Origin of the sequence: Flagellimonas zhangzhouensis (assembly GCF_900102925.1) — a bacterium.
GTDB classification, from domain to species: Bacteria; Bacteroidota; Bacteroidia; order Flavobacteriales; family Flavobacteriaceae; genus Flagellimonas; species Flagellimonas zhangzhouensis.
Window position 1 is genome coordinate 879,613 of sequence record NZ_FNKI01000001.1, and the last position, 20,421, is coordinate 900,033.

Genomic DNA, 20,421 nt, shown 5'->3' on the forward strand with positions numbered 1-20,421 from the left:
TAGCAATTCACGTTGCCGCCCAGTTAAACCTTTAATCGGTTGACTTTAGGGTAGCTGATCTCGTATATTGGGGTACTTCACAAAAATCCTGAAAATGTATTCTGACCAAACAAAATCGGATATCAGAACACCAAAAGGATAGATTCGACAACTTAATATTCCTAAAACGATTTGGTCATGAGATTGGATTATCTAATGGCATAAAAACCATTCACCTTTCTACTGAACATTATTTGCCAATAAGGTCTTTAGGACTATCAAAATAAAAAATTTAAAATATGCGAAAGAAAAGCAATGATGTTGACATGTGTAATAATGTACCACATGGGCAACAAAGAAAAATGGAGGAACCCTCCAAATCCCTATCCAATCCAGTTTCAACCACACAATACACCTACAATTATGTTACTGGTAAAGAAATTAACGGTAAAAATGAAGAACCCTCTGTATTAAAAGGGGTTTCGAAAGGTTTTGTAGATTCCAATTATTGGGAAATCAATGACACTTTTCCGACATTTCTTGCTGAAGCAACTAAAGTATGGGTCCCCAAAGGAGTAAAAAGGATACTGGAACGTCTACCTAAAAGAGTCCTATCATCTATTGATCAGGACAAAATACTTGCTGTTGAAAAATGTTTGATGACAGTATCTAGCTTAACATCATCTTTGTTTATGGATGATCCCGATTGTTGGAAAGCATTGAATTCTAGTATCCTTCATGAGCAATTAAAGAGAGGAAATGACAATACTTTTTTATACTCAACTGTATTAAATGCACTACAGTACTTTACGTCGAGCACAGAACCTATAATTGAATCAAAGAAGAATTCTGAGGGTAAAGATTCATATCAAACAGGAGTAGTATCCAAACAATATAGATATACAGACGCCTTTAGGGGCAAAACCCTATCGAGTTATGAATTTAAGACCAAAGAATGTATTGCTCAGCGAAGAAAATACCAATATAAGTTATTGGCTAAGGCATCAAATAATATCATCGGCTTTAATTTATTGAACGTATACCCGCTTATAAGCTTACCGACGGAGAGAGAAATCATTTTAAGGGCAAAACAACTGATAAAGGAAAGTTACCATTCCAAAAAAGGTAAACTTTTAACTTTTTTGAACCATAAGAAAAGAGATGATTTTTCCAATGATGTAATTAGAAGTTTTGTGGAGGACAACATAAAACAGTTCAATTATCTAACTAAGAATGGTTTTATGACACCTATAGTAGGAGATTTAAAGTCTGGAGGTAGAGTTGTAGACAGTTTTAATTTAATGCCGTCATGGATAAGGATGATGTGCAAAATAGATGAAGAAGAAATTGTTGAACTTGATTTTACAGCTTTGCATCCCAATATTGTAATGTCTTTATACGGTGGAAAACAAAAATTCTTGAATCACCAAATGCTGGCAGATAAACTTATCATGGATGTAAAGGAAATTAAAAAAGAGCATTTGTCATTTTTCAATAAGCATCATAATCAGATGAAAGAAAGTATTCTCTATAATTATTTCCTAAAAAATGAACCTGAAATGCTTTCTAAATTGATAAAGGATAAAAAAGAGTATGGTTACAAAATCACTGCAAGGTTAATGTTTGCTAAAGAGGTGGAGATAATGACCGAATGTATTAAAAGGTTAAATCAAGAGGGTATTTATGTAATATACGTTTATGATGCGTTGTATTGCAAAAAAAGCCAAGCAGGTACTGTTATAGCTACCATGAATGAAACAATACAACAACTTGGTGTCTACACTGAAGTTAAAAGCAATTTGCTAGATGAGATAAATAAAATTACGGGAGTAATTTATAAGGCTGAGAATACTGAAAATGGGATGGTATACATTGGTTCGACAACCAAAACTGTAGAAGAAAGGAAAAAAGATCATATTCAAAAAGCTCAAATAGGAGCTGGAAGTTTCTTTCATGAAGCAATTTCATCCTATGGTCCTGATAATTTCAAATGGGAATCTATTGATGTAGCTAATTCAGTGAACGAACTTGCGTTTAAGGAAAAACAATACATTGCAAGTTACGATTCATTTAGAAATGGTTATAACAATGATCATGGCGGAGGATTTAAGAAAAAAATTTACCAATTCACTGATTCGGGTTTACTTGTTGGTGAATGGGATTCATTGATAGATGCGTCAACAGAAGTTCTGGGTAATGAAAAAGGAATTTCAAATGCTTGTTTAGGCTACATTAAAAGCTATAAAGGTTACTATTGGAGTTATAATAAAAACTTTACCATACCAACCGATTTAAGAAAAAAGCGTGTTTGCCAATATGACATGAATAATGTATTAATTAATTGTTTTGACTCAGTATCACAAGCTAGCAAGGTTTCTGGATTGAGCAAAACCTCCATTTCAAGAGTTTGCAGAGGAGAACGTAAATATAGTGGAGGATTCGTTTGGTATTATGTTGACTAATGCAATAAAACGGTTAAAAATCATGTAGATTTATTGTGGGTTCGTATTAGTTGAAGAAAACAGTTATCTTAGGGTCTTGTGTGAAAATTCTTAAATATCACAAAGCTCTATTTTTATGAAACTTCAAATAATTCATTTCTCCGATATTCACTTTAGAGAAAACAACAACTCACTAATTAATAAGCTGGATAAACTCATAGATTCGATTCTAAATGAATTAGAAAATGCTAATGAAACAATTATTTTAATTACTGGAGATAGTGCTTTTTCAGGTAGTAAGAAAGAATTTGTAATAGCCAATGATTTTTTTGGGAAAATAATTGATGCTGTCAATGAAAAGGCAAAATGCAAGGTGAAAGTTATTATTGTTCCAGGCAACCATGATTGTAGTAGGTTGACAGAGGTGGATTCAGTAAGGGAAATTCTCTTGGAGAAGTTTCAAAATTCCCCGAAATCATGTGATTTACAACTTGTAAATACAATTGGTAAAAATTTGGACAATTATTATGAATTTGAATCTTCGTTTAATCAAAATACCTACTCCAATAATTCTTCTATACTATTAAAAACTTTTGAATTTGATGTGTTGGATAAAAAAGTAATTTTTTATTGTTACAATACTTCTTTTCAATCTGTACTGAAGGAAATCCCAGGAAAAATGATTTTTCCAATAAACCTTATCCCGACAGAAATAGAATCAGATTCAGCGGATTTAAGGGTGTCATGTTTTCATCATCCGTTGAATTGGTTTGAGCCTGATAATAGAAGAGAGTTTAAAGCATTGATAGAAAGAAACAGTGATGTTTTTTTTACAGGACATGAACATGTTGATGGTGGATACCAAATAAAGGATCTTATTTCTAAAAACAATATTTACCACATCGAGGGTGATGTATTGCAAGATTCTGTTGATGATGAAAAAAGTGGATACAATCTTGTGAACTTTAATTTATGCGAAAAATCTTTTCAAATTAATTCTTTCAAATGGGAAAAGAATAAATACGTTAAAATTCCAAATGAAAAGATTTCATTTGAAAGAAGTAGAAAGACCATAAACAATCCATTTTTAATTGAGGATAAGTTTTACTTTAAATTAGATGAAAATGGAGCAAATTTTTCACACCCAAATAGAGAGGTAGTCAAATTATCCGATGTTTTTGTTTATCCGAACCTTGAATTGTTAAAAAAAGTAGATGATGGTGAGGAACAACCTGTGGTAATTACTTTAAGTTCTGCTGAACTATTTAAAAAAGAGATAATTGAAGCGGATTTAGATATTAGAATTATTATTAGTGGTGCGGAAAATATTGGGAAGACATCGCTTTTAAAAAGATATTTTTTAGATCTACATAGTAGGGGGCTTGTGCCTATATTTTTTGATGGCATTCAAATTAAAAGTACCTCAATTGATGACTTTAAAAAGTTATTGGTTAAAAATTTTTTACAACAATATTCATCTGAGGAAAAGGAAGATATTGAACAGTTAGATAGGTCAAAATTAATAATCATAATTGATGACTTTAATAAAGTAAAGGTCAATTTAAGATATAAGGCAAGATTGTTACAAAATTTGATTGCCTATTTCCCAAATATAATCATCGCAGGAAATGAATTGATGTCATTGGAGGATATCATTTTAGATGAAAGTAGTTCCGTTGACTTATATTCATCTTTTTCACTCTATGAATTAAAAGAGTTTGGTTTTCATTTAAAGGGTAAGCTGATTAATAAATGGAATACATTGGGTGTTGAAGACTCAATTTCAGAAGAAGAAAGGATTAAAAAACTACATAATGCTGAAATGACCGTAAATACCGTAACAGGGATTAACTTTGTTCCAAGCTATCCATTTTTTATACTTACTATTTTACAATCAATTGAATTAGGAAACCCAACAGATTTATCAGCTAGTACCTTTGGGCATTATTATCAATTTTTAATCCAAAAATCTTTTACTAGCATTTTGTCAAGTCAGCGACAAATTACAGAGTATGAAAATTATTTAAGTGAATTTTCCTTTTATCTTTTGGAAAATTCTTTACGGGAAATTGACAGATATGAATTTGAATCATTTGATTCTTTATATCGTGAAAAATATACTATTTCGGAATCCTTTGAAACTATAGTTAAAAACTTGGTTAAGGGGAAAATTATTGAGCACCTTGATGGTGTTTATGAATATAAGTATTCTTACGTTCATTATTATTTTGTTTCAAATTACTTATCGAATCATATTGATGAATCAAAGATTAAAACGATAATTTCTAGGTTATCGGAGCGATTATATAAATCTGAATTCTCCAATATTATTTTATTTCTTACGCATCATTCCAGAGATAAATTTTTACTGCAAAAATTGCTAGAAAAAGCTCAGTCTATATTTAAGGACTTAAAGCCTTGTAAATTACAAGAGGATATAAGTAAACTTAATGAGTTGGGAAATTCAATCCCAGAATTGGTTTATAAATCTCGAAGTATTGATGAATATAGGGAAGAAGAAAATAAACTTAAAGATGAATATTATATAGAAGTTAGAAACGCTGAGTTAATAGAACCAGCTCAAAATATTTATGACGAACTAGATGATGAGCTAAATGCTATTTCTAACCTAAACACTGGTTTTAAGACTATTGAAATAGTCGGTCAAATTTTAAAAAACAATTATGGTAAGATTGAAAATAGCCAAATTGAAAAATTGCTTGAAGAAACAATTTTACTAGGATTACGGTCGTTGAATATGTTTTTTGGAATTATTGAAGAGAACTCGGAATATGTTATAAATCAGGTGAATTCAATTATTGAAGAAATTGAAATTGCAAGGGGGAAAAAGGTCGATAATCCAAAGAAAATAGAAGTTTCTGCAAAAAAAATTGAAGTTTTATCCAAAACAACTCTTTTTGGTTTATGTTCCCAAATATCATACAGTTTTATTAAAAAAATTAGTGATTCAGTTGGAACTGAACATTTGAAGGCAATTTCAGAAAAAGTATATGCTAAGCATGATTATAATTCTGTCAAACTTCTTAAACTAGCAATTAAGCTTGATCATTTTGAAGGTTTCCCAGATTCTGAAATTAAAAGATTGTCAAAAGAGTTCAGTGATTCAAGACTCTCATTATTTGTAATGAAACGAATGGTAGTAAATTATTTGTATTTATACCCGACAAATCACGTTCAAAAGAACAAAATATTAAGTTTTTTGAATATACCTGTTGACAAACAACTTAGGATAGATCAGATATCAAAACAGAAGAAGTGATAATACATAATTTTTTATGGTAATATCAACATAAAAAAGGTACACTTTTCGGATTAGCTTTACACAAATTATTAGTAAATAAAATGTATTTAGCATGTTATATTCCTTGGTTCGAGCCCAAGAGGGGGAGCTACCTTTAGAAAACGTCGATTTGATCGGCGTTTTTTTTTGCCCTAAAGTCAAACCTAAGGAGATGCTTCAAATTTCTTCAATCTTGTGAGGTTTGGTCGATCTTACAAACAATAAGATGGTTTTTTCTTTCGTTGAGGTAGGTAATTACACCAATTTATTTAACTTTAGTTAACCTCAACTATAAAAATGTCCATTACAACACATTATTCTTTACTGCAAAATTGCCCAGTTCCCATGGCATTGCTCGGTCAAGATTTCAGTTTTATTGATTTTTCTGAAGAGTGGTTGCGGCAATTCAATCTTAGTACAGCCATAAAAGGAAAATCCATTTTTGATTGTATGCCCGAATTGCCCGAGGAGCTAAGAATGGACATTACATATTGTCTGGAAGGTTTGGACCAAAGAACCGACGTGCAACGAATCCTTTCAAAAAATGGTGATGCAGTTTGGTACGAATGGAAAATTAGCCCATCCAAAACGGAGGATGGAGATGTGAACGGTGTCATTTTGATACTGGAAGATGTAACCGAGAAAAAGTTTAAGGAGTCTTTCTATTTAAAGTCTCAAGAAGTAGCTAGAATTGGAGCATGGGAGGTGGATTTGATCAAAAACACCGTGTTTTGGTCCAAAATCACAAAAGAGATTCATGAGGTGCCGCAGGATTATGTGCCAGATATTGAAAAGGGCATTTCTTTTTATAAAGAAGGAAAAAGTAGGGAAACCATAACCCGACTGGTAAAGGACTGTATAGAAAATGGCAAGCCTTGGGATACCGAACTACAAATAGTAACAGCCAATGGTAAGGATGTTTGGGTAAAAGCCATTGGAGAGCCAGAAATTTTGAATGGTAAATGCATTCGTATCAATGGAACTTTTCAGGATATAGACAAACGCAAAAAAGCAGAACTTCAATATACCCAAGCAAGTGACCGCTTAGCTTTGGCTACAAAGACAGCTGGAATTGGCATTTGGGAATTCGATATTCCAAACAACGAGGTGTTGTGGGATGCCAATATGTACAAATTATATGGGATAGAAGAATCTGAATTTGCAGGTGTTATTGAAGCTTGGGAAGCTTGCCTTTTTGAGGAAGATTTAAAGGAGGTAAATCGAGCATATAAGGATGCCCTAAATGGGATAAAGGAATTTGAAACCATTTATCGGATTAAGTGGCCGAATGGTGAAGTACGTTGGATCAAGTCGGAAGCCACGGTAATTAAAAATGAAGAAGGTATTCCCGTTAAAATGGTTGGGGTTAATGATGATATCACGGAATTAAAGAATACTCAGCTTGAATTGGTGCAAAGTGAAGAATCATTGCAAGGAGCCTTTGAAAATTCTTCCGTAGGTATGGCTTTGGTTGCAACAGATGGAAAGTTTATTCAGGTTAACCAAAGTTTATGTAAAAGTTTGGGGTATACCGAAGAGGAGTTGCTGAAACTCACTTTTCAAGATATTACCCATCCAGATGATTTGGAGATCGACCTATCCATGCTGTATGAAGTCATCGATGGTAAACGAAGCACCTATCAAATTGAAAAAAGGTATTTTGGAAAAAACGGACAGTTGGTTCATGTGTTTCTTACCGTAACCTCGGTGCGAAAGATCAATGGGGAACTTTCTCATTTCATATCCCAAATCGTTGATATTTCATCCAGAATCAAGGCCGAAAACAAATTAAAAGGGCTGTTGCAAGTAACTACAAACCAGAACAACAGTCTTATCAATTTTGCACATATCGTATCGCATAACCTTCGTTCACATGCAGCCAATTTATCCATGATCACTGGTTTTTTGGTGGAAGATGAACTAAGTGAAGAGGAACAAGTGGCTACTTTGGGAATGTTGGAGCGCGCTTCTGGCGGACTTAACGAGACCATTACCCATTTGAATGAGGTGGTTCAAGTAAAGTTGAGTTCAGAAAAAAAGTTGAAGGTAGTGTCCCTTGGCAAGACCGTGAACAAAGTATTGAAAGATGTTGCGGCGCTTATCAATGAGAATCAAGTACAAGTAAGTGTAAATGTTTCGCCCGACCACATGGTTAATGGTGTAATCGCCTACATAGAAAGTATAATATTGAATTTAGTGACCAATGCCATTAAATACCGTGACACTGCGAAAATGGCAACTGTTTTTATAACATCTGTAGTAGAGGATGAATTCGTAGTTATGAAAGTTTCCGATAATGGATTGGGAATAGATATGGATAAATATGGTGAAAAGTTATTTGGGATGTACAAAACGTTTCATCATAACAAAGACGCCAGGGGTATAGGCCTTTTTATTACCAAAAATCAAATCGAAGCGATGGGAGGTAGTATTATGGTAGATAGTGAGGTTGGTAAGGGAACCACATTTAAAGTCAAATTTGCAAAAGGATAAATAATGAATCCAGTACAAAAAACTTTTATCGTTGATGATGATCCAATTCATCAGTTTGGAATGAAGCGCATGATGAGTCGTCTTGCATTTTCCAAAGAAATTTTGGTGTTTCGCGATGGTCAAGAGGCTATAGATGCCGTCTTGGATCTTTTGAATGCAGGTGAGCAGTTACCCTCTATGATCTTTCTGGATTTGAATATGCCTATAAAAGATGGTTGGGGCTTTTTGGACGATTTTGTAAAAATACCCCATCACAATCGCGAAAAAGTGATCATATATGTGGTAAGCTCTTCCATTAATCCTTCAGATATGGAAAAAGCAAAACAGTATGAGGTTGTTGGAAACTACATTATAAAGCCTATCAACGAGGAAGTCCTTAAAGAAATCCTCGCTGAAAACTTTTGTCAATAGTAATTTCCCTTTTAAAGATTGTTTTTTAGACCAGCAGTAACACAATGGTCAACAAAAATCCAGCAGCTGCAAAATACAGTCCCTTTTTATATATGGGAGCACTTGGTCGGAACATAAAGAAGGCCGAAACCGAAAAGAACAATAAGGCAATTCCAAAAAAGATGCCTAACCAAAATAACGGATTCCCAGTGTGCATCTTGTGCAATTTGTTCATGCTTTCCAACACTAATGGCAATCTTTTTTCGGTGTAAGAAGCTTCACCCGTTTTTACATTGTAGGTACCTCCAGCAAAATACATAAGGTCGCCTTCAGTTTTCTCAACGGCAAACCCTCTTTTTCTCAAGGCTGCACCCAATGCTTCTTCATTTAGGTTGGTTTCAAGGGTGGTGTTTACCTCATATTCGCTTTTTAAGAAATCTGTAGTTCTAAAAGTCAATACAATACCACTAATGGCATAAACAGCCATAATTCCTGCCAAAAAGAATCCCAAATAACGGTGGAATTCCCTAAATGTGTTTTCCGATTTTCTTCCCATGCGTAAAAGTCTAAAAATAAATGAAGAAGGGTTTATAGGATGAAAACCCTTCTTCAAGTAAAAAATTAATATTAAGGTTTTATTGTTGTGCCATTTCTAAATTAATGGTCAATTCTACCTCATCACCTAAGGTAGGCGTGTCACCACCTACACCAAAGGCCAAACGATCAACAGTACCGGTCAGTTTTAAACCAGCCTTTAGTTTTTGGCTGCGCTGATCGGTAATGATTCCATTTACTTTACCATCCAACGTCACTGATTTTGTTACGCCGTGCATGGTAAGGTCACCTGTTAGTTTAAAGGTTTTATCGCCAGTTTTTTCGTATCCTGTTGTTTTAAAAGTGATGGATGGGAACTTTTCAGCATCAAAAAAGTCTCCACTTCTTAAGTGGTCATCTCTTCTACCGTTATCGGTATCAATACTAGTTGTTTTGATATCAACGGTGAAATCTGCATTTTCAAATGCGTCGTTTGCGGTAGCTGTGATATCAAATTCTCCAAAACTTCCTTCAACTTCGGAAATCATAAGGTGGGTTATGGAAAATCCAACCTTGGAGTGTGCTCCATCCGATTTCCATGTAGATTGTGCACTTACCATTAAAGTAGTTAGAAAGGCAAAGGCAAAAATTGTTTTTTTCATGATCGCGTGATTTTAGTAATTGTGTGTTTGTAAAGTTAATCCATAAGTGTTAAAGCTCAACACTTAAGCTTAATTGCTGCATAAAATTCACTATTTCTGTTAAAACAGACGATTATTTTCTGTGAACGACGGGGCTTAACCTCCAATCAACCAATTGGTTGTAAAATATGTGGTCATCTGTCGTTTAGGGTATTATTTTGGTTGTTTGTATAACTGGTTTTTTAAGGCCAAGGTAATATGCCTAGTTTTACCTTCCCATAAATAAACACGCCTTGATTTCTAGAAGAGAATTAATATTTCAAATTGTATTGCACGTTTTGGTGTTGTTGTTTTTCTCATTCGATCGAATGGAGGAGAGCATTAACTTTACCAAAGCTATATTTCCGCTTCTTTACAGTGTGGCGACACTTGGAATCAGCTATTATTTGATGCCCAAGTTCTTATATCAAAAAAAATATTGGAAGTTTTTTATCGGCTCGGCGCTCATTGTAATTTTGGTAATTATTATAGAGGAGGTATTGTTAGAGCCCTTGATGTTTGCTGGCACGAAAAGGGGAGATGATTTTCCAGGGCTTTACGTTGCCCTTTTGAGCACTTTACCTATTATGTTTATTCTATCAGGATCAAAATTTGGTTGGGACGCCCTACAAAAGCAAGAACAAATCAATCAATTACAGTCCACGATCCAAGAAAGTGAACTTCAGTTTTTAAGAAACCAAATCAACCCCCATTTTTTGTTCAACAATTTGAACAATTTATATTCCTACGCCCTACAGGATTCACCTAAAACACCTGAGATAATTTTGGAGATGAGCGGTGTGTTGCGATATATGCTTTATGAATCCAAGGAGCAATTTGTTCCTCTTAAAAAGGAATTGGAGCAATTGGGCAACTTTATACGTTTGTACAAATTGCAGATTGAGGAGCGTGGTAAGGTAGAATTCAATGTTGAAAAGGTGGATGGGGAATATCGAATAGCACCTCTAATTCTGATTGTGTTCATTGAAAATGCATTTAAGCACAGTCAGTCTGGACAATCTTCAGATATAGAAATTGATGTATCCATTAAGGTTGTGGATGGTATTTTGGAATTTAATTGCCGCAACAATTTTGAGCCTACAGAAAGTTTAGATACCATAGCAAAAGGAATAGGCTTGGCCAACGTGAAGAAAAGGTTGGAACTACTTTATCCTAAAAAGCACGAATTGATCATAAAAGATGAGAATAAGAGCTACAATGTGTATCTTAAACTAGAACTATAAAATTGGGGGATCATGAGATGCATTATTGTTGAGGACCAGCCGCCAGCCCAGCGAATTTTAAAAAAGTTCATTGATGATGTTCCAACTTTGGAATTGGTCGGTGCATTTTCAAATGGTGTGGATGCCATGGATTTTTTGAATTCGGAATCGGTGAATTTAATGTTCTTGGATATTCATTTGCCCAAGATCAACGGTCTTGATTTTTTGAAAAGTATTCCCAATCCGCCCCAAGTTATACTAACTACAGCTTTTTCCGAATATGCCCTCGAGGGATATGATTTGAATGTAGTGGATTATTTATTAAAGCCGTTTTCGTTTCAGCGTTTTTTGCAAGCAGTAGGAAAAGTGAACGTAAAACAGGAAGCTGCCCAGAGTACGGTTACTAATGCTCCATTGACAGAAATTTATGTGAAATCCAGTCATGAGCATATCAAAGTGCTGATCAAGGATATCTATACCATTTCATCAGACTCGGATTACACTGAAATTTACCTAAAAGAGAAGAAGATACTTTCCAACGAATCACTTCGCCATTGGTTGGAGGTTCTGGGATCTAATCATTTTTTGCAAGTGCATAAATCCCATATCATCAACACCAAGAAGATAGACCGAATTTCTGGTAATATGGTGATGTTGACCGATGGCTCTAAAATCCCAATGGGAAGGGCCTACAAAGAAGACTTTCTTAAAAGTATTTTATAGACCCTATTAATTTTATCTATTTAGCAAAGTAGATGTAGATGGCGATCACAATCACACAGATTGCTGCTCCCGCTAGTTTTACGTGCTTCCAAGGTTCAATGGACACCTGTTCGGTATACTCCAATTGAAAGGCCTCTGCTCTAGGTTTAAATTTCCCGATGATCAACATGATGATGATATTGGCCACGAACAAAATGGCCATTACGTGCAAGTAATGTGGATAAGCACCAGCTTCTACCATGTGTAATTCTGCAGGGTCGGTAATTCCATTTGCTTTTGCTTCTGCCAATGCGTTGGCCACCATTTTTGGGCCAACAATAAACTGACTGATGATGTAAAGGATGGATCCAGACAAGATTCCAATTTTAGCAGCAATCGCAGGAACTCTTTTGGTCAAATAGCCCACCACAATAATGGTGAAAATTGGAATACTGTAAATACCATTGATTTCTTGTAGATAGTTGAACAAACTTCCTGCATTTGCAATTAAAGGAGCGATAAGCATGGCAGCAAGTGCCAAACAAATACCAAATATTTTCCCGTATTTCACAACGGTCATTTCTGGAGCATCTTTGTTGATGTGCTGTTTATAGATATCAATTCCGAATAAAGTCACAGAACTGTTCAACACGCTATTGAAGGAACTCAAAATAGCACCAAAAAGTACAGCGGCGAAAAAGCCCATTAAGGGTTTGGGTAAAACTGCTCTAACCAATTCAGGATACGCAAGGTCGCTACTGGCCAATCCACCTTCAAAATAGTAATAGGCGATCATTCCTGGTAAAACCAAGATGATGGGGCCTAAAATCTTTAAAAAGGCTGCTAAAAGCAATCCTTTTTGTCCTTCGGCCAAGTTTTTGGCTCCCAATCCCCTTTGGATGATTTGCTGGTTGGTACCCCAATAAAAAAGCTGAACCAACATCATACCAGTAAAAATGGTCGCAAAAGGCACTTCTTGTCCTGGGTTACCTGTGGAATCAAAACGTTCTGGATTGGCATTCATCAAAGTTTCCAAACCTCCCAAAACACTTCCATCACCAATGGCCATCAAACCAAAAACAGGAATAAGAATACCACCAATGATCAATCCAATGGCATTGATACTATCTGAAACAGCTACGGCTTTCAACCCACCAAATACCGCATATATAGAACCAATAATTCCAATACCCCAGATGCAAATCACCAAAGCCGTTGAATCCGAAACGCCCAAAACTTGGGGAATATCAAACATGCCACTGATGGCCACAGAACCAGAATATAAAATTACGGGCAAAAGCACAACTACGTAGCCTGTTAAGAACAGTCCTGAGGTTATGGTTTTGGTGGTGGTGTCGAATCGTTTTGCCAAAAATTGGGGAACTGTGGTCAGTCCACCTTTTAAATAACGGGGCAATAAGAACAATGCCGTGACCACAATGGCCAATGCTGCTAAGGTTTCCCAAGCCATTACCGACAATCCATCTTTATAGGCACTACCATTAAGGCCCACAATTTGTTCGGTGGAGAGGTTAGTCAAAAGCAGCGAACCTGCAATTACACCTGCCGTTAAACTTCTTCCTCCAAGAAAGTAGCCGTCAGAAGATGTTTCATCGGTTTTTCTAACGGACCACCACGAAATGAATCCTACCAAAAGGGTAAAGCCCAAAAATGATATTAGTGCCATAAAATAAAATTTGTATGTTTTGACCTTGGGTTAAAAGTCAATAAGATTAGTTTGATTGTTAATTAAACGAATTGGTTGATGATGTTTTCAAACAACTCTTGTTTACCGCTACGTTTTTTAATGTCTTGGTTGGACGAGGCATGTGCATAAAGTTCTTCCAAAGAGAATTTACCATCCTCGAAAGCTTTCCCCGATCCAGAATCAAAAGAGGCGTAACGGTCTTTTCGCATACTAAGATACTGGGAATTTTCCAAAACGCTATGTGCGGCCAAAAGCCCTCTTGCAAAAGTATCCATCCCTCCAATATGTGCATGGAAGATGTCATCCAAGTCCGTCGAATTTCTTCTGATCTTTGCATCAAAATTGATTCCTCCACCTTGGAAACCGCCAGCTTCCAAAATCACCAACATCGCTTTTGTGAGCTCGTACACGTTAACAGGGAACTGATCGGTATCCCAACCGTTTTGGTAATCCCCTCGGTTGGCATCGATGCTTCCCAAAAGTCCATTGTCCGCAGCAACTTGAAGCTCGTGCTCAAAAGTGTGTTGCGCCAAGGTAGCGTGGTTCACTTCGATATTCAATTTAAAGTCGTTCAATAAGTCGTATTTGGATAAGAATCCAAGAACTGTTGCAGAATCAAAATCGTATTGGTGCTTGGTAGGCTCCATAGGTTTTGGTTCTATAAAGAAAGTGCCTTTAAAGCCTTGTTTTCTAGCATAATCTTTTGCCATGTGAAGAAAACGGGCCATATGATCCAATTCTCTACCCATATCGGTGTTCAAAAGTGACATATAGCCTTCGCGCCCTCCCCAGAACACGTAGTTTTCACCGCTCAATTTAATGGTGGCATCCAAGGCATTTTTCACTTGTGCACCAGCATAGGCAACCACATCAAAATCGGGATTGGTGGCTGCACCGTTCATATATCTTGGATTGCTAAAGCAATTGGCAGTTCCCCAAAGTAATTTCACTCCAGAAGCAGCCATTTTTTCCTTGGCATAATCGGTAATGATGTCCAATCGCTTTTCGGATTCGGCCAAAGTGTTGCCCTCGGCAATCAAATCAAAATCGTGGAAACAGAAGTAAGGCGCACCTATCTTGGTAATGAACTCAAAGGCAGCATCCATTTTGTCCTTCGCTTGTTGAATTGGGTCTGCATTCACCATCCATGGGAAATCTTGAGTGGGTGCCCCAAAAGGATCTCCACCAACACCCGTGAAGGTGTGCCAATAGGCAATGGCAAATCTAAAATGGTCTTTCATGGACTTACCGCCCACCATTTTATTTTCATCATAATATTTAAAGGCCATTGGGTTGTCCGACTCTTTTCCTTCAAAAGCAATTTTTCCAATTCCTTTGAAATACTCCTTGTCTCCTGTTGTAATCATAATTGTTGTTTGTTCAGTTTTTTAAATATTCTTGTAAAGTCTTTTTCCATGCATTGTATGCTTCTTGATATGGCTCCACTGAAGCGTCTGGCTCGTGAGTGAGTTCCACCTTATCTGAGGCTGTAGCTTCGCTCATGTCTGTAAATTTTCCAGCGGCATAAGCGGCTGCTCTGGCGGCACCTACAGCACCTGTTGTTTCAACTATGTTGATTTTGCTTTGTGTTAGGGTCGCTATGGTTTTAGCAAAAACTTCGGCCCTAAAAAGGTTGTCGTTTCCTGCTTTTATAGAGGTGATGTCTACACCATCATTTTTTAAGATTTCCATCCCATAAACAAAAGAGAAGGCAATACCTTCCAACGCTGCCCTAAAGATATGGGCAGATTTGTGTACATTAAAATTTAGATTGTGTATTCTGGAACCTTTATTGCAATTTTCCAGCATACGCTCAGCACCATTTCCAAAAGGGAGTATTTGCAAGCCATCCGAACCAATAGGAACAGACTCTGCAGCTTGGTTCATTTGGTTGTAGGATAGGTTACTAGTCAGTTCATTTTTGATCCAACTGTATTGAATCCCTGTGCCATTGATGCACAATAATTTTCCAATTCTGGTTTGTTCTGCGCTATGGTTGGTATGAGCAAAACTGTTGATTCTTGTATGCTCGTTAGTATTTTTTTGACCTGAAATGGCATAAACAACCCCAGAAGTTCCTCCCGTTGCAGCAATTTCTCCTGGTTCCATCACATTTAGCGAAAGTGCATTGTTGGGTTGATCCCCTGCTCGATACATGATTGGAATACCTTCGGGTAATCCGCTTTCAGATGCTCCTTGTTTGTTTACAAAACCTTGCTCTGAAAATGAAGGTCGAATATCTGAAACTAAGGATTCGTCAATTCCAGCTTCTTCCAAAAGCCATGTGGCCAAGGTATTGTTCTTGAAATCCCACATGATCCCCTCGGAAAGTCCAGAAGGGGTAGTTACGCATTCACCAGATAATTTTAAGGCAATAAAATCGCCAGGGAGCATGAATTTATAAATGCGGTTATAAATTTCAGGCTCATTTTCTTTGATCCAAATTAATTTGGAAAGGGTAAAGTTGCCTGGAGAATTCAAAACATGCTCCACACATTTTTCGGTTCCAGCACTATGGAAAAGATTTTCTCCAATGGCAACAGCTCGGCTATCGCACCAAATAATGGAAGGTCGAAGGGGTTTCAAATTTCTCCCAACAACTACCAAACCATGCATCTGATAGGAAATTCCGATACCTTTAATGTCATCTTTGGAAATTCCGTTATGCTCAATTAATGTTTTGGTAACGGTACAAACATGTTGCCACCATAACTCGGGGTCTTGTTCTGCCCATCCTTTTTGCTCGGAAACTATGGGCATTTCCTTCTTTGGAAACTGTTCAACCGCTAAAACTCCACCGTCATGTTCGTATATTAAAGCAGCTTTTATAGAGGAGCTGCCAATATCATATCCAATCCAATACATGTACTGTTGTTAAAAAATGCAATTAAAATAGGTATTTATTAATGAATTCAAATTTTATAGGGAAATAAAATTCTAAATCTACGATGTAAAATAATTTTTTACTAACGATTATTTAATCTAAAAAAAGTGGGTGGTTTCTTATAAATTTGAGTAATTTGAAACATAATTTTATTATTTGTAAACTTATTTGATCATATGGGTAAAAAGCAGTCGAATTTAGTTTTTGTGTTGCACGCTTCCTTAGCTGCTTTTGGCACCTACTTTTGTATGTACGCCTTTCGGAAACCTTTTTCGGTGGCCACCTTTGATGGATTGGCCTTTTGGGGCATTAACTACAAGATTCTTTTAGTGATCATCCAAGTTTTGGGTTATGCGCTTTCAAAATTTATCGGAATCAAAGTAATCTCTGAACTCAAACCCAATCGTAGGTTACTTTACCTTATTTCTTTGATTGCGATAGCTGAATTTTCCTTGATTTTGTTCGGTATAGTACCAGCTCCCTACAATATGGTTTTCATGTTTTTTAATGGATTGCCTTTGGGTATGATCTGGGGCATTGTGTTTTCTTATGTTGAGGGAAGGCGGGTTACCGATATTCTAGGTGTGGTCTTATCATCTAGTTTTATTGTTTCAAGTGGAGTGGTTAAATCGGTTGGGCTTTATGTGATGACGTCGTGGGGGATAAGTGAGTTTTGGATGCCCTCGGTAACGGGCGCCTTGTTTTTTGTTCCTCTATTGATATGTTCCTATGCACTTCAAAAAGTGCCACCACCTACGGAAGAAGATATAGCCAACAGAACGGAGCGTATTCCAATGACAGCTTTGGATAGAAAAAATCTGGTGAAGCAATTCTTTTTTCCATTGCTATTGGTTGTGCTATTCTACACTTTTTTAACTGCCTTTAGAGATTTTCGGGACAACTTTGCCCGTGAACTTTGGGACAGTATTGGCTATGAAGGGGATGTTTCTGTTTTTTCCACTTCGGAAATTATCATTGCCATTGTGGTGCTTTTGATCATTGGAGCCATATTTTATATCAAAAACAATTTTAAGGCCTTACTTACTTATCATGCCCTATTACTTTTGGGAACTGTGGTGTTGGCAGGTTCAACCATAATGTTTCAAATGGGAGTTCTAGACCCTTTTGTTTGGATGGTAAGCACTGGTTTTGGACTTTACATTTGCTATGTTCCGTTCAACTGTCTGTTTTTCGACCGTTTTATTGCCACTTTTAAGGTGAAGGGAAATTCAGGATTCCTCATATACATCGCCGATGCTTTTGGTTATGTGGGCAGCGTTTTGGTGTTGCTTTATAAAAATTTCGGTCAGGCCAATGTATCATGGCTTAACTTCTTCGTTTACGGAACCTATGCGGTAGCGCTTATCGGAATCGTATCGACCATAATGCTGTTTTTCCATTTTGGTGCACGATACAAAACAGAACAAATCAACAAGCAATTGGATTATGGAAAATAGATATGATGCCGTCATAATTGGTGGGGGCATTTTGGGAACGTTTCATTCTTTTCATGCTATGGAACTGGGCCTAAAGGTCTGCTTGGTAGAAAAAGATAACTATGCTAAAGGAGCCACGACCCAAAACTTTGGTCAGGTGGTGCCTTCGGGAATGAATTCCAAATGGCAAAAATTCGGAAGGGAAAGTCTTCGAATTTATAAAGAGATACAATCCCAATTCGATATCAGCATTCGTCAAAATGGGAGTGTGTATTTGGCATCGAATGAAGAGGAGGAAAGATTGTTGGTGGAGCTACGAGGCATTAATAACGGGAACGATTATGCTTCCAAAATGTTGACCAAAAAGGAGTGTCTGGATAAATACCCTGGATTGCGAAAGGATTATGTGAAAGCTGGACTTTATTTTCCCGAGGAGGTTACCGTGGAACCCAGAACCATGATCCATAAACTTCAAGAATATTTGGTGACCCAAAAAGGACTGGAAATCAAGTTCAATTTTCCTGTGATTTCTTGTGAAACTGATGGGGAGTGGGTATCTGTTAAGAGTTCTAACAATGAAGAAGTATTTGGAAAAAAAGTGATTATCTGTAATGGGAGCGATTTTAAGAATCTATATCCCGAAATATTTGCTTCAAGTGACCTTGAAGTTTCAAAATTGCAGATGATGCAGACCAAACCTCAAGAAAATTATAGCTTAAAAGGTTCCATTTTAACAGGTTGGTCCATTCGTAGGTACGAAGCCTTTCATGAATGTCCATCCTTTGCACAAATAAAGGCGAATGAAACCGAGGATAGCCTTCAGAAAAAGTGGGGAGTGCATATTCTATTTAAACAGGCAGTGGACGGTTCTATCATTTTAGGGGATTCCCATCAATATGCGGATGCCGCCAACATGGAGGATTTGGGATATGACCTAGACATGGATATCGACAATTTTATGATTGCCGAAGCGCAGAAAATATTTGATTTGCCTACCTATCAAATTCAAAACAGATGGTATGGTATGTATTCCCAATGTAAGAACAGCGATATTTTTCAAAAGACCATCGACAACAACATTCATATTGTAACTGGAATCGGAGGAAAGGGAATGACAGGAAGTGCGGGTTTTTCCAAAAAGAATATTGCTAAAATTTTTAATCGACAGAAAATCAATTTATGAAAGAGATACAACTAGCCGTTTTTGATATGGCAGGTACCACGGTGAATGAAGATAATGTAGTGTACAAAACGGTAAGGGACGCCTTGGGAAAGCATGGTGTTCAAGTGACTTTGGAAACGGTTCTGGAATTTGGAGCAGGTAAAGAAAAATTCAAGGCCATTGCTGATATTTTGGTGCAGACCGAAAACACTTCCGTTGATGCCAACAAAGTTTTCGAAGATTTTAAAGGCATGTTGGAGGAAGCATACGCCAATTTAGCCGTGACTTCTTATGATGGCGTTGAGGATTTGTTTAAGATTTTGAAATCCCATGATGTAAAAGTGGTGTTGAACACGGGATATGATAAAAAAACGGCTCAATCCCTTTTAACCAAATTGGGTTGGGAGCCAGGCAATCAAATTGATGCTTTAATCACAGCTGATGATGTGGTCAAGGGAAGACCCTCTTCCGAAATGATTGACAAGGCGATGGAACTTTTTGAAATCACAGATACTGAAAAAGTATTAAAAGCAGGGGACTCGGTGATTGATATTGAAGAAGGCAAGAATGCCAACTGTGGAATTACCGTTGGGGTGTTGACAGGTGCACAAACCCGCGAGCAATTGGCCACGGCCGAACCTACTTTGATTTTAGATTCTTTAGCTGATTTGGCCCAAGTGTTGTTTTCTTAATTATATAAAGAAATAAACCACCAACATTTTAGAAGGTACTTTGCCCTTATTAATAGGTACATGGGGGATTCTGCCATCAAAGAATATAGAGTCTCCCTCTTTTAAAAGCACTTCCTGGTCACCGATTTCGTAATAGCATTCACCAGTCAGAAGGTATTTGAACTCAAAAGCATCGGTTACTACCTTTTCACGTTCCGAATTGGGTTGCACTTCCAAAAGCACACTTTCAAATCCGACAGAGTTTAGTTGTTTTCCGAAAATATAATTATAGGTAAACCCAACAGCTTCGTCCTCTTTTTCAATAATGGATTGTTCGTTTTTACGGGTCACCAAAAAGTTTTGCCCGAGGGCTTTGGGAATACCATCAAAAAAATCGGTCATCTCGGTTTCAAGGGCGCCAACAATTTTCAAAAAAACAGGAAGTGAGGGAATGGTACGGCCATTTTCAATACGGGAAATGAGTCCAGCGGTTACTCCTGCGGAGATGGCAACATCGCTTATGGTCTTTTTATTGTTCTTGCGTATTTCCTTGATTCGCTTACCAATACCTATTAAGTAATCTTCCATTTTATCTCCGAAACTGAATTTTAGTATTTATAATAATTCTTTCAAAATCATAATTACTAAAAAAATTGATTAATCCACTATAAAACAAGGATATATTGTGAATTGACCAATCTTATGTGATTTTTAAAAGTTGAATATTTGTAAATAATGTTAACATAACATTGGGTTATTTCTTTTAACCTTTCCATATCATTTTTTTAATCTGTATGAATGGATGCCTTAACTCATG

At 36.6% G+C, this 20,421-nt stretch carries 15 protein-coding genes; 9 read left to right on the forward strand and 6 right to left on the reverse strand.

Annotation, left to right across the window (positions count from 1 at the left end; translation table 11 throughout):
- The first annotated feature begins 278 nt into the window (after positions 1–278).
- The 4 genes from BLQ18_RS17070 (at position 279) to BLQ18_RS03890 (ending at position 8,625) form a co-directional block, all read left to right on the forward strand.
- Positions 279–2,441, forward strand: coding sequence for a GIY-YIG nuclease family protein (locus tag BLQ18_RS17070; protein ID WP_245668061.1), 2,163 nt, complete (start codon positions 279–281; stop codon positions 2,439–2,441).
- A 115-nt stretch (positions 2,442–2,556) separates the two neighbouring features.
- Positions 2,557–5,700, forward strand: a complete 3,144-nt coding sequence (locus BLQ18_RS03880; protein ID WP_090292825.1) for a metallophosphoesterase — start codon at positions 2,557–2,559, stop codon at positions 5,698–5,700.
- Positions 5,701–6,018: 318 nt separating this feature from the next.
- The gene (locus BLQ18_RS03885) at positions 6,019–8,214 is read left to right on the forward strand and encodes a PAS domain-containing sensor histidine kinase (RefSeq protein WP_090292827.1); all 2,196 of its coding nucleotides are present in this window, start codon (positions 6,019–6,021) and stop codon (positions 8,212–8,214) included.
- 3 nt (positions 8,215–8,217) lie between these two features.
- On the forward strand, positions 8,218–8,625 hold the full coding sequence (locus BLQ18_RS03890; protein WP_090292830.1) for a response regulator: 408 nt from the start codon (positions 8,218–8,220) through the stop codon (positions 8,623–8,625).
- Positions 8,626–8,650: 25 nt separating this feature from the next.
- Here the strand turns inward: BLQ18_RS03890 and BLQ18_RS03895 are convergent, their stop codons facing one another.
- A complete protein-coding gene (locus BLQ18_RS03895) occupies positions 8,651–9,217 on the reverse strand; it encodes a PepSY domain-containing protein (RefSeq protein ID WP_313795028.1) in 567 nt (188 codons plus the stop codon).
- 22 nt (positions 9,218–9,239) lie between these two features.
- Complete coding sequence (locus BLQ18_RS03900; protein WP_090292835.1) at positions 9,240–9,800, reverse strand: YceI family protein; 561 nt, start codon at positions 9,798–9,800, stop codon at positions 9,240–9,242.
- A 272-nt stretch (positions 9,801–10,072) separates the two neighbouring features.
- On the opposite strand from BLQ18_RS03900, the gene BLQ18_RS03905 reads away from it, so the two are divergent.
- The gene (locus tag BLQ18_RS03905) at positions 10,073–11,062 is read left to right on the forward strand and encodes a sensor histidine kinase (RefSeq protein ID WP_090292838.1); all 990 of its coding nucleotides are present in this window, start codon (positions 10,073–10,075) and stop codon (positions 11,060–11,062) included.
- Positions 11,063–11,074: 12 nt separating this feature from the next.
- Entirely contained in the window at positions 11,075–11,764 is a 690-nt protein-coding gene (locus tag BLQ18_RS03910; RefSeq protein WP_175443711.1) for a LytR/AlgR family response regulator transcription factor, read from the forward strand.
- A 16-nt stretch (positions 11,765–11,780) separates the two neighbouring features.
- Here BLQ18_RS03910 and BLQ18_RS03915 read toward each other — a convergent pair whose 3' ends face one another.
- The 3 genes from BLQ18_RS03915 to BLQ18_RS03925 form a co-directional block, all read right to left on the reverse strand.
- The gene (locus BLQ18_RS03915) at positions 11,781–13,430 is read right to left on the reverse strand and encodes a solute:sodium symporter family transporter (RefSeq protein ID WP_090292844.1); all 1,650 of its coding nucleotides are present in this window, start codon (positions 13,428–13,430) and stop codon (positions 11,781–11,783) included.
- Positions 13,431–13,492: 62 nt separating this feature from the next.
- Positions 13,493–14,818, reverse strand: a complete 1,326-nt coding sequence (gene xylA, locus BLQ18_RS03920) for a xylose isomerase (protein ID WP_090292846.1) — start codon at positions 14,816–14,818, stop codon at positions 13,493–13,495.
- 13 nt (positions 14,819–14,831) lie between these two features.
- Positions 14,832–16,316 carry a xylulokinase gene (locus tag BLQ18_RS03925; protein WP_090292848.1) on the reverse strand — a complete coding sequence of 495 codons (1,485 nt, stop codon included), beginning with the start codon at positions 16,314–16,316 and terminating at the stop codon, positions 14,832–14,834.
- A 195-nt stretch (positions 16,317–16,511) separates the two neighbouring features.
- On the opposite strand from BLQ18_RS03925, the gene BLQ18_RS03930 reads away from it, so the two are divergent.
- The 3 genes from BLQ18_RS03930 to BLQ18_RS03940 are packed head-to-tail and all read left to right on the forward strand — an operon-like array spanning position 16,512 to position 19,625.
- Positions 16,512–17,792 carry a DUF5690 family protein gene (locus BLQ18_RS03930; protein ID WP_175443712.1) on the forward strand — a complete coding sequence of 427 codons (1,281 nt, stop codon included), beginning with the start codon at positions 16,512–16,514 and terminating at the stop codon, positions 17,790–17,792.
- Entirely contained in the window at positions 17,782–18,954 is a 1,173-nt protein-coding gene (locus BLQ18_RS03935) for a TIGR03364 family FAD-dependent oxidoreductase (RefSeq protein WP_090292850.1), read from the forward strand. Before BLQ18_RS03930 ends, BLQ18_RS03935 begins: the two co-directional genes overlap by 11 nt.
- Positions 18,951–19,625 (forward strand): phosphonatase-like hydrolase, encoded by a 675-nt coding sequence (locus tag BLQ18_RS03940; RefSeq protein WP_090292853.1) that lies wholly within the window; start codon positions 18,951–18,953, stop codon positions 19,623–19,625. The genes BLQ18_RS03935 and BLQ18_RS03940 overlap by 4 nt, the downstream gene beginning before the upstream one ends.
- Here BLQ18_RS03940 and BLQ18_RS03945 read toward each other — a convergent pair whose 3' ends face one another.
- Positions 19,626–20,192 (reverse strand): helix-turn-helix domain-containing protein, encoded by a 567-nt coding sequence (locus BLQ18_RS03945; protein WP_090292856.1) that lies wholly within the window; start codon positions 20,190–20,192, stop codon positions 19,626–19,628.
- Between the last annotated feature and the right edge of the window lie 229 nt (positions 20,193–20,421).

What these genes read in the sequence shown, in the direction of transcription:
- BLQ18_RS17070 (WP_245668061.1), top strand. Translation starts at nt 279, where the DNA reads ATGCGAAAGAAAAGCAATGATGTTGACATGTGTAATAATGTACCACAT.
- BLQ18_RS03880 (WP_090292825.1), top strand. Translation starts at nt 2,557, where the DNA reads ATGAAACTTCAAATAATTCATTTCTCCGATATTCACTTTAGAGAAAAC.
- BLQ18_RS03885 (WP_090292827.1), top strand. Translation starts at nt 6,019, where the DNA reads ATGTCCATTACAACACATTATTCTTTACTGCAAAATTGCCCAGTTCCC.
- BLQ18_RS03890 (WP_090292830.1), top strand. Translation starts at nt 8,218, where the DNA reads ATGAATCCAGTACAAAAAACTTTTATCGTTGATGATGATCCAATTCAT.
- BLQ18_RS03900 (WP_090292835.1), bottom strand. Translation starts at nt 9,800, where the DNA reads ATGAAAAAAACAATTTTTGCCTTTGCCTTTCTAACTACTTTAATGGTA.
- BLQ18_RS03910 (WP_175443711.1), top strand. Translation starts at nt 11,075, where the DNA reads ATGAGATGCATTATTGTTGAGGACCAGCCGCCAGCCCAGCGAATTTTA.
- BLQ18_RS03915 (WP_090292844.1), bottom strand. Translation starts at nt 13,430, where the DNA reads ATGGCACTAATATCATTTTTGGGCTTTACCCTTTTGGTAGGATTCATT.
- xylA (WP_090292846.1), bottom strand. Translation starts at nt 14,818, where the DNA reads ATGATTACAACAGGAGACAAGGAGTATTTCAAAGGAATTGGAAAAATT.
- BLQ18_RS03925 (WP_090292848.1), bottom strand. Translation starts at nt 16,316, where the DNA reads ATGTATTGGATTGGATATGATATTGGCAGCTCCTCTATAAAAGCTGCT.
- BLQ18_RS03930 (WP_175443712.1), top strand. Translation starts at nt 16,512, where the DNA reads ATGGGTAAAAAGCAGTCGAATTTAGTTTTTGTGTTGCACGCTTCCTTA.
- BLQ18_RS03935 (WP_090292850.1), top strand. Translation starts at nt 17,782, where the DNA reads ATGGAAAATAGATATGATGCCGTCATAATTGGTGGGGGCATTTTGGGA.
- BLQ18_RS03940 (WP_090292853.1), top strand. Translation starts at nt 18,951, where the DNA reads ATGAAAGAGATACAACTAGCCGTTTTTGATATGGCAGGTACCACGGTG.
- BLQ18_RS03945 (WP_090292856.1), bottom strand. Translation starts at nt 20,192, where the DNA reads ATGGAAGATTACTTAATAGGTATTGGTAAGCGAATCAAGGAAATACGC.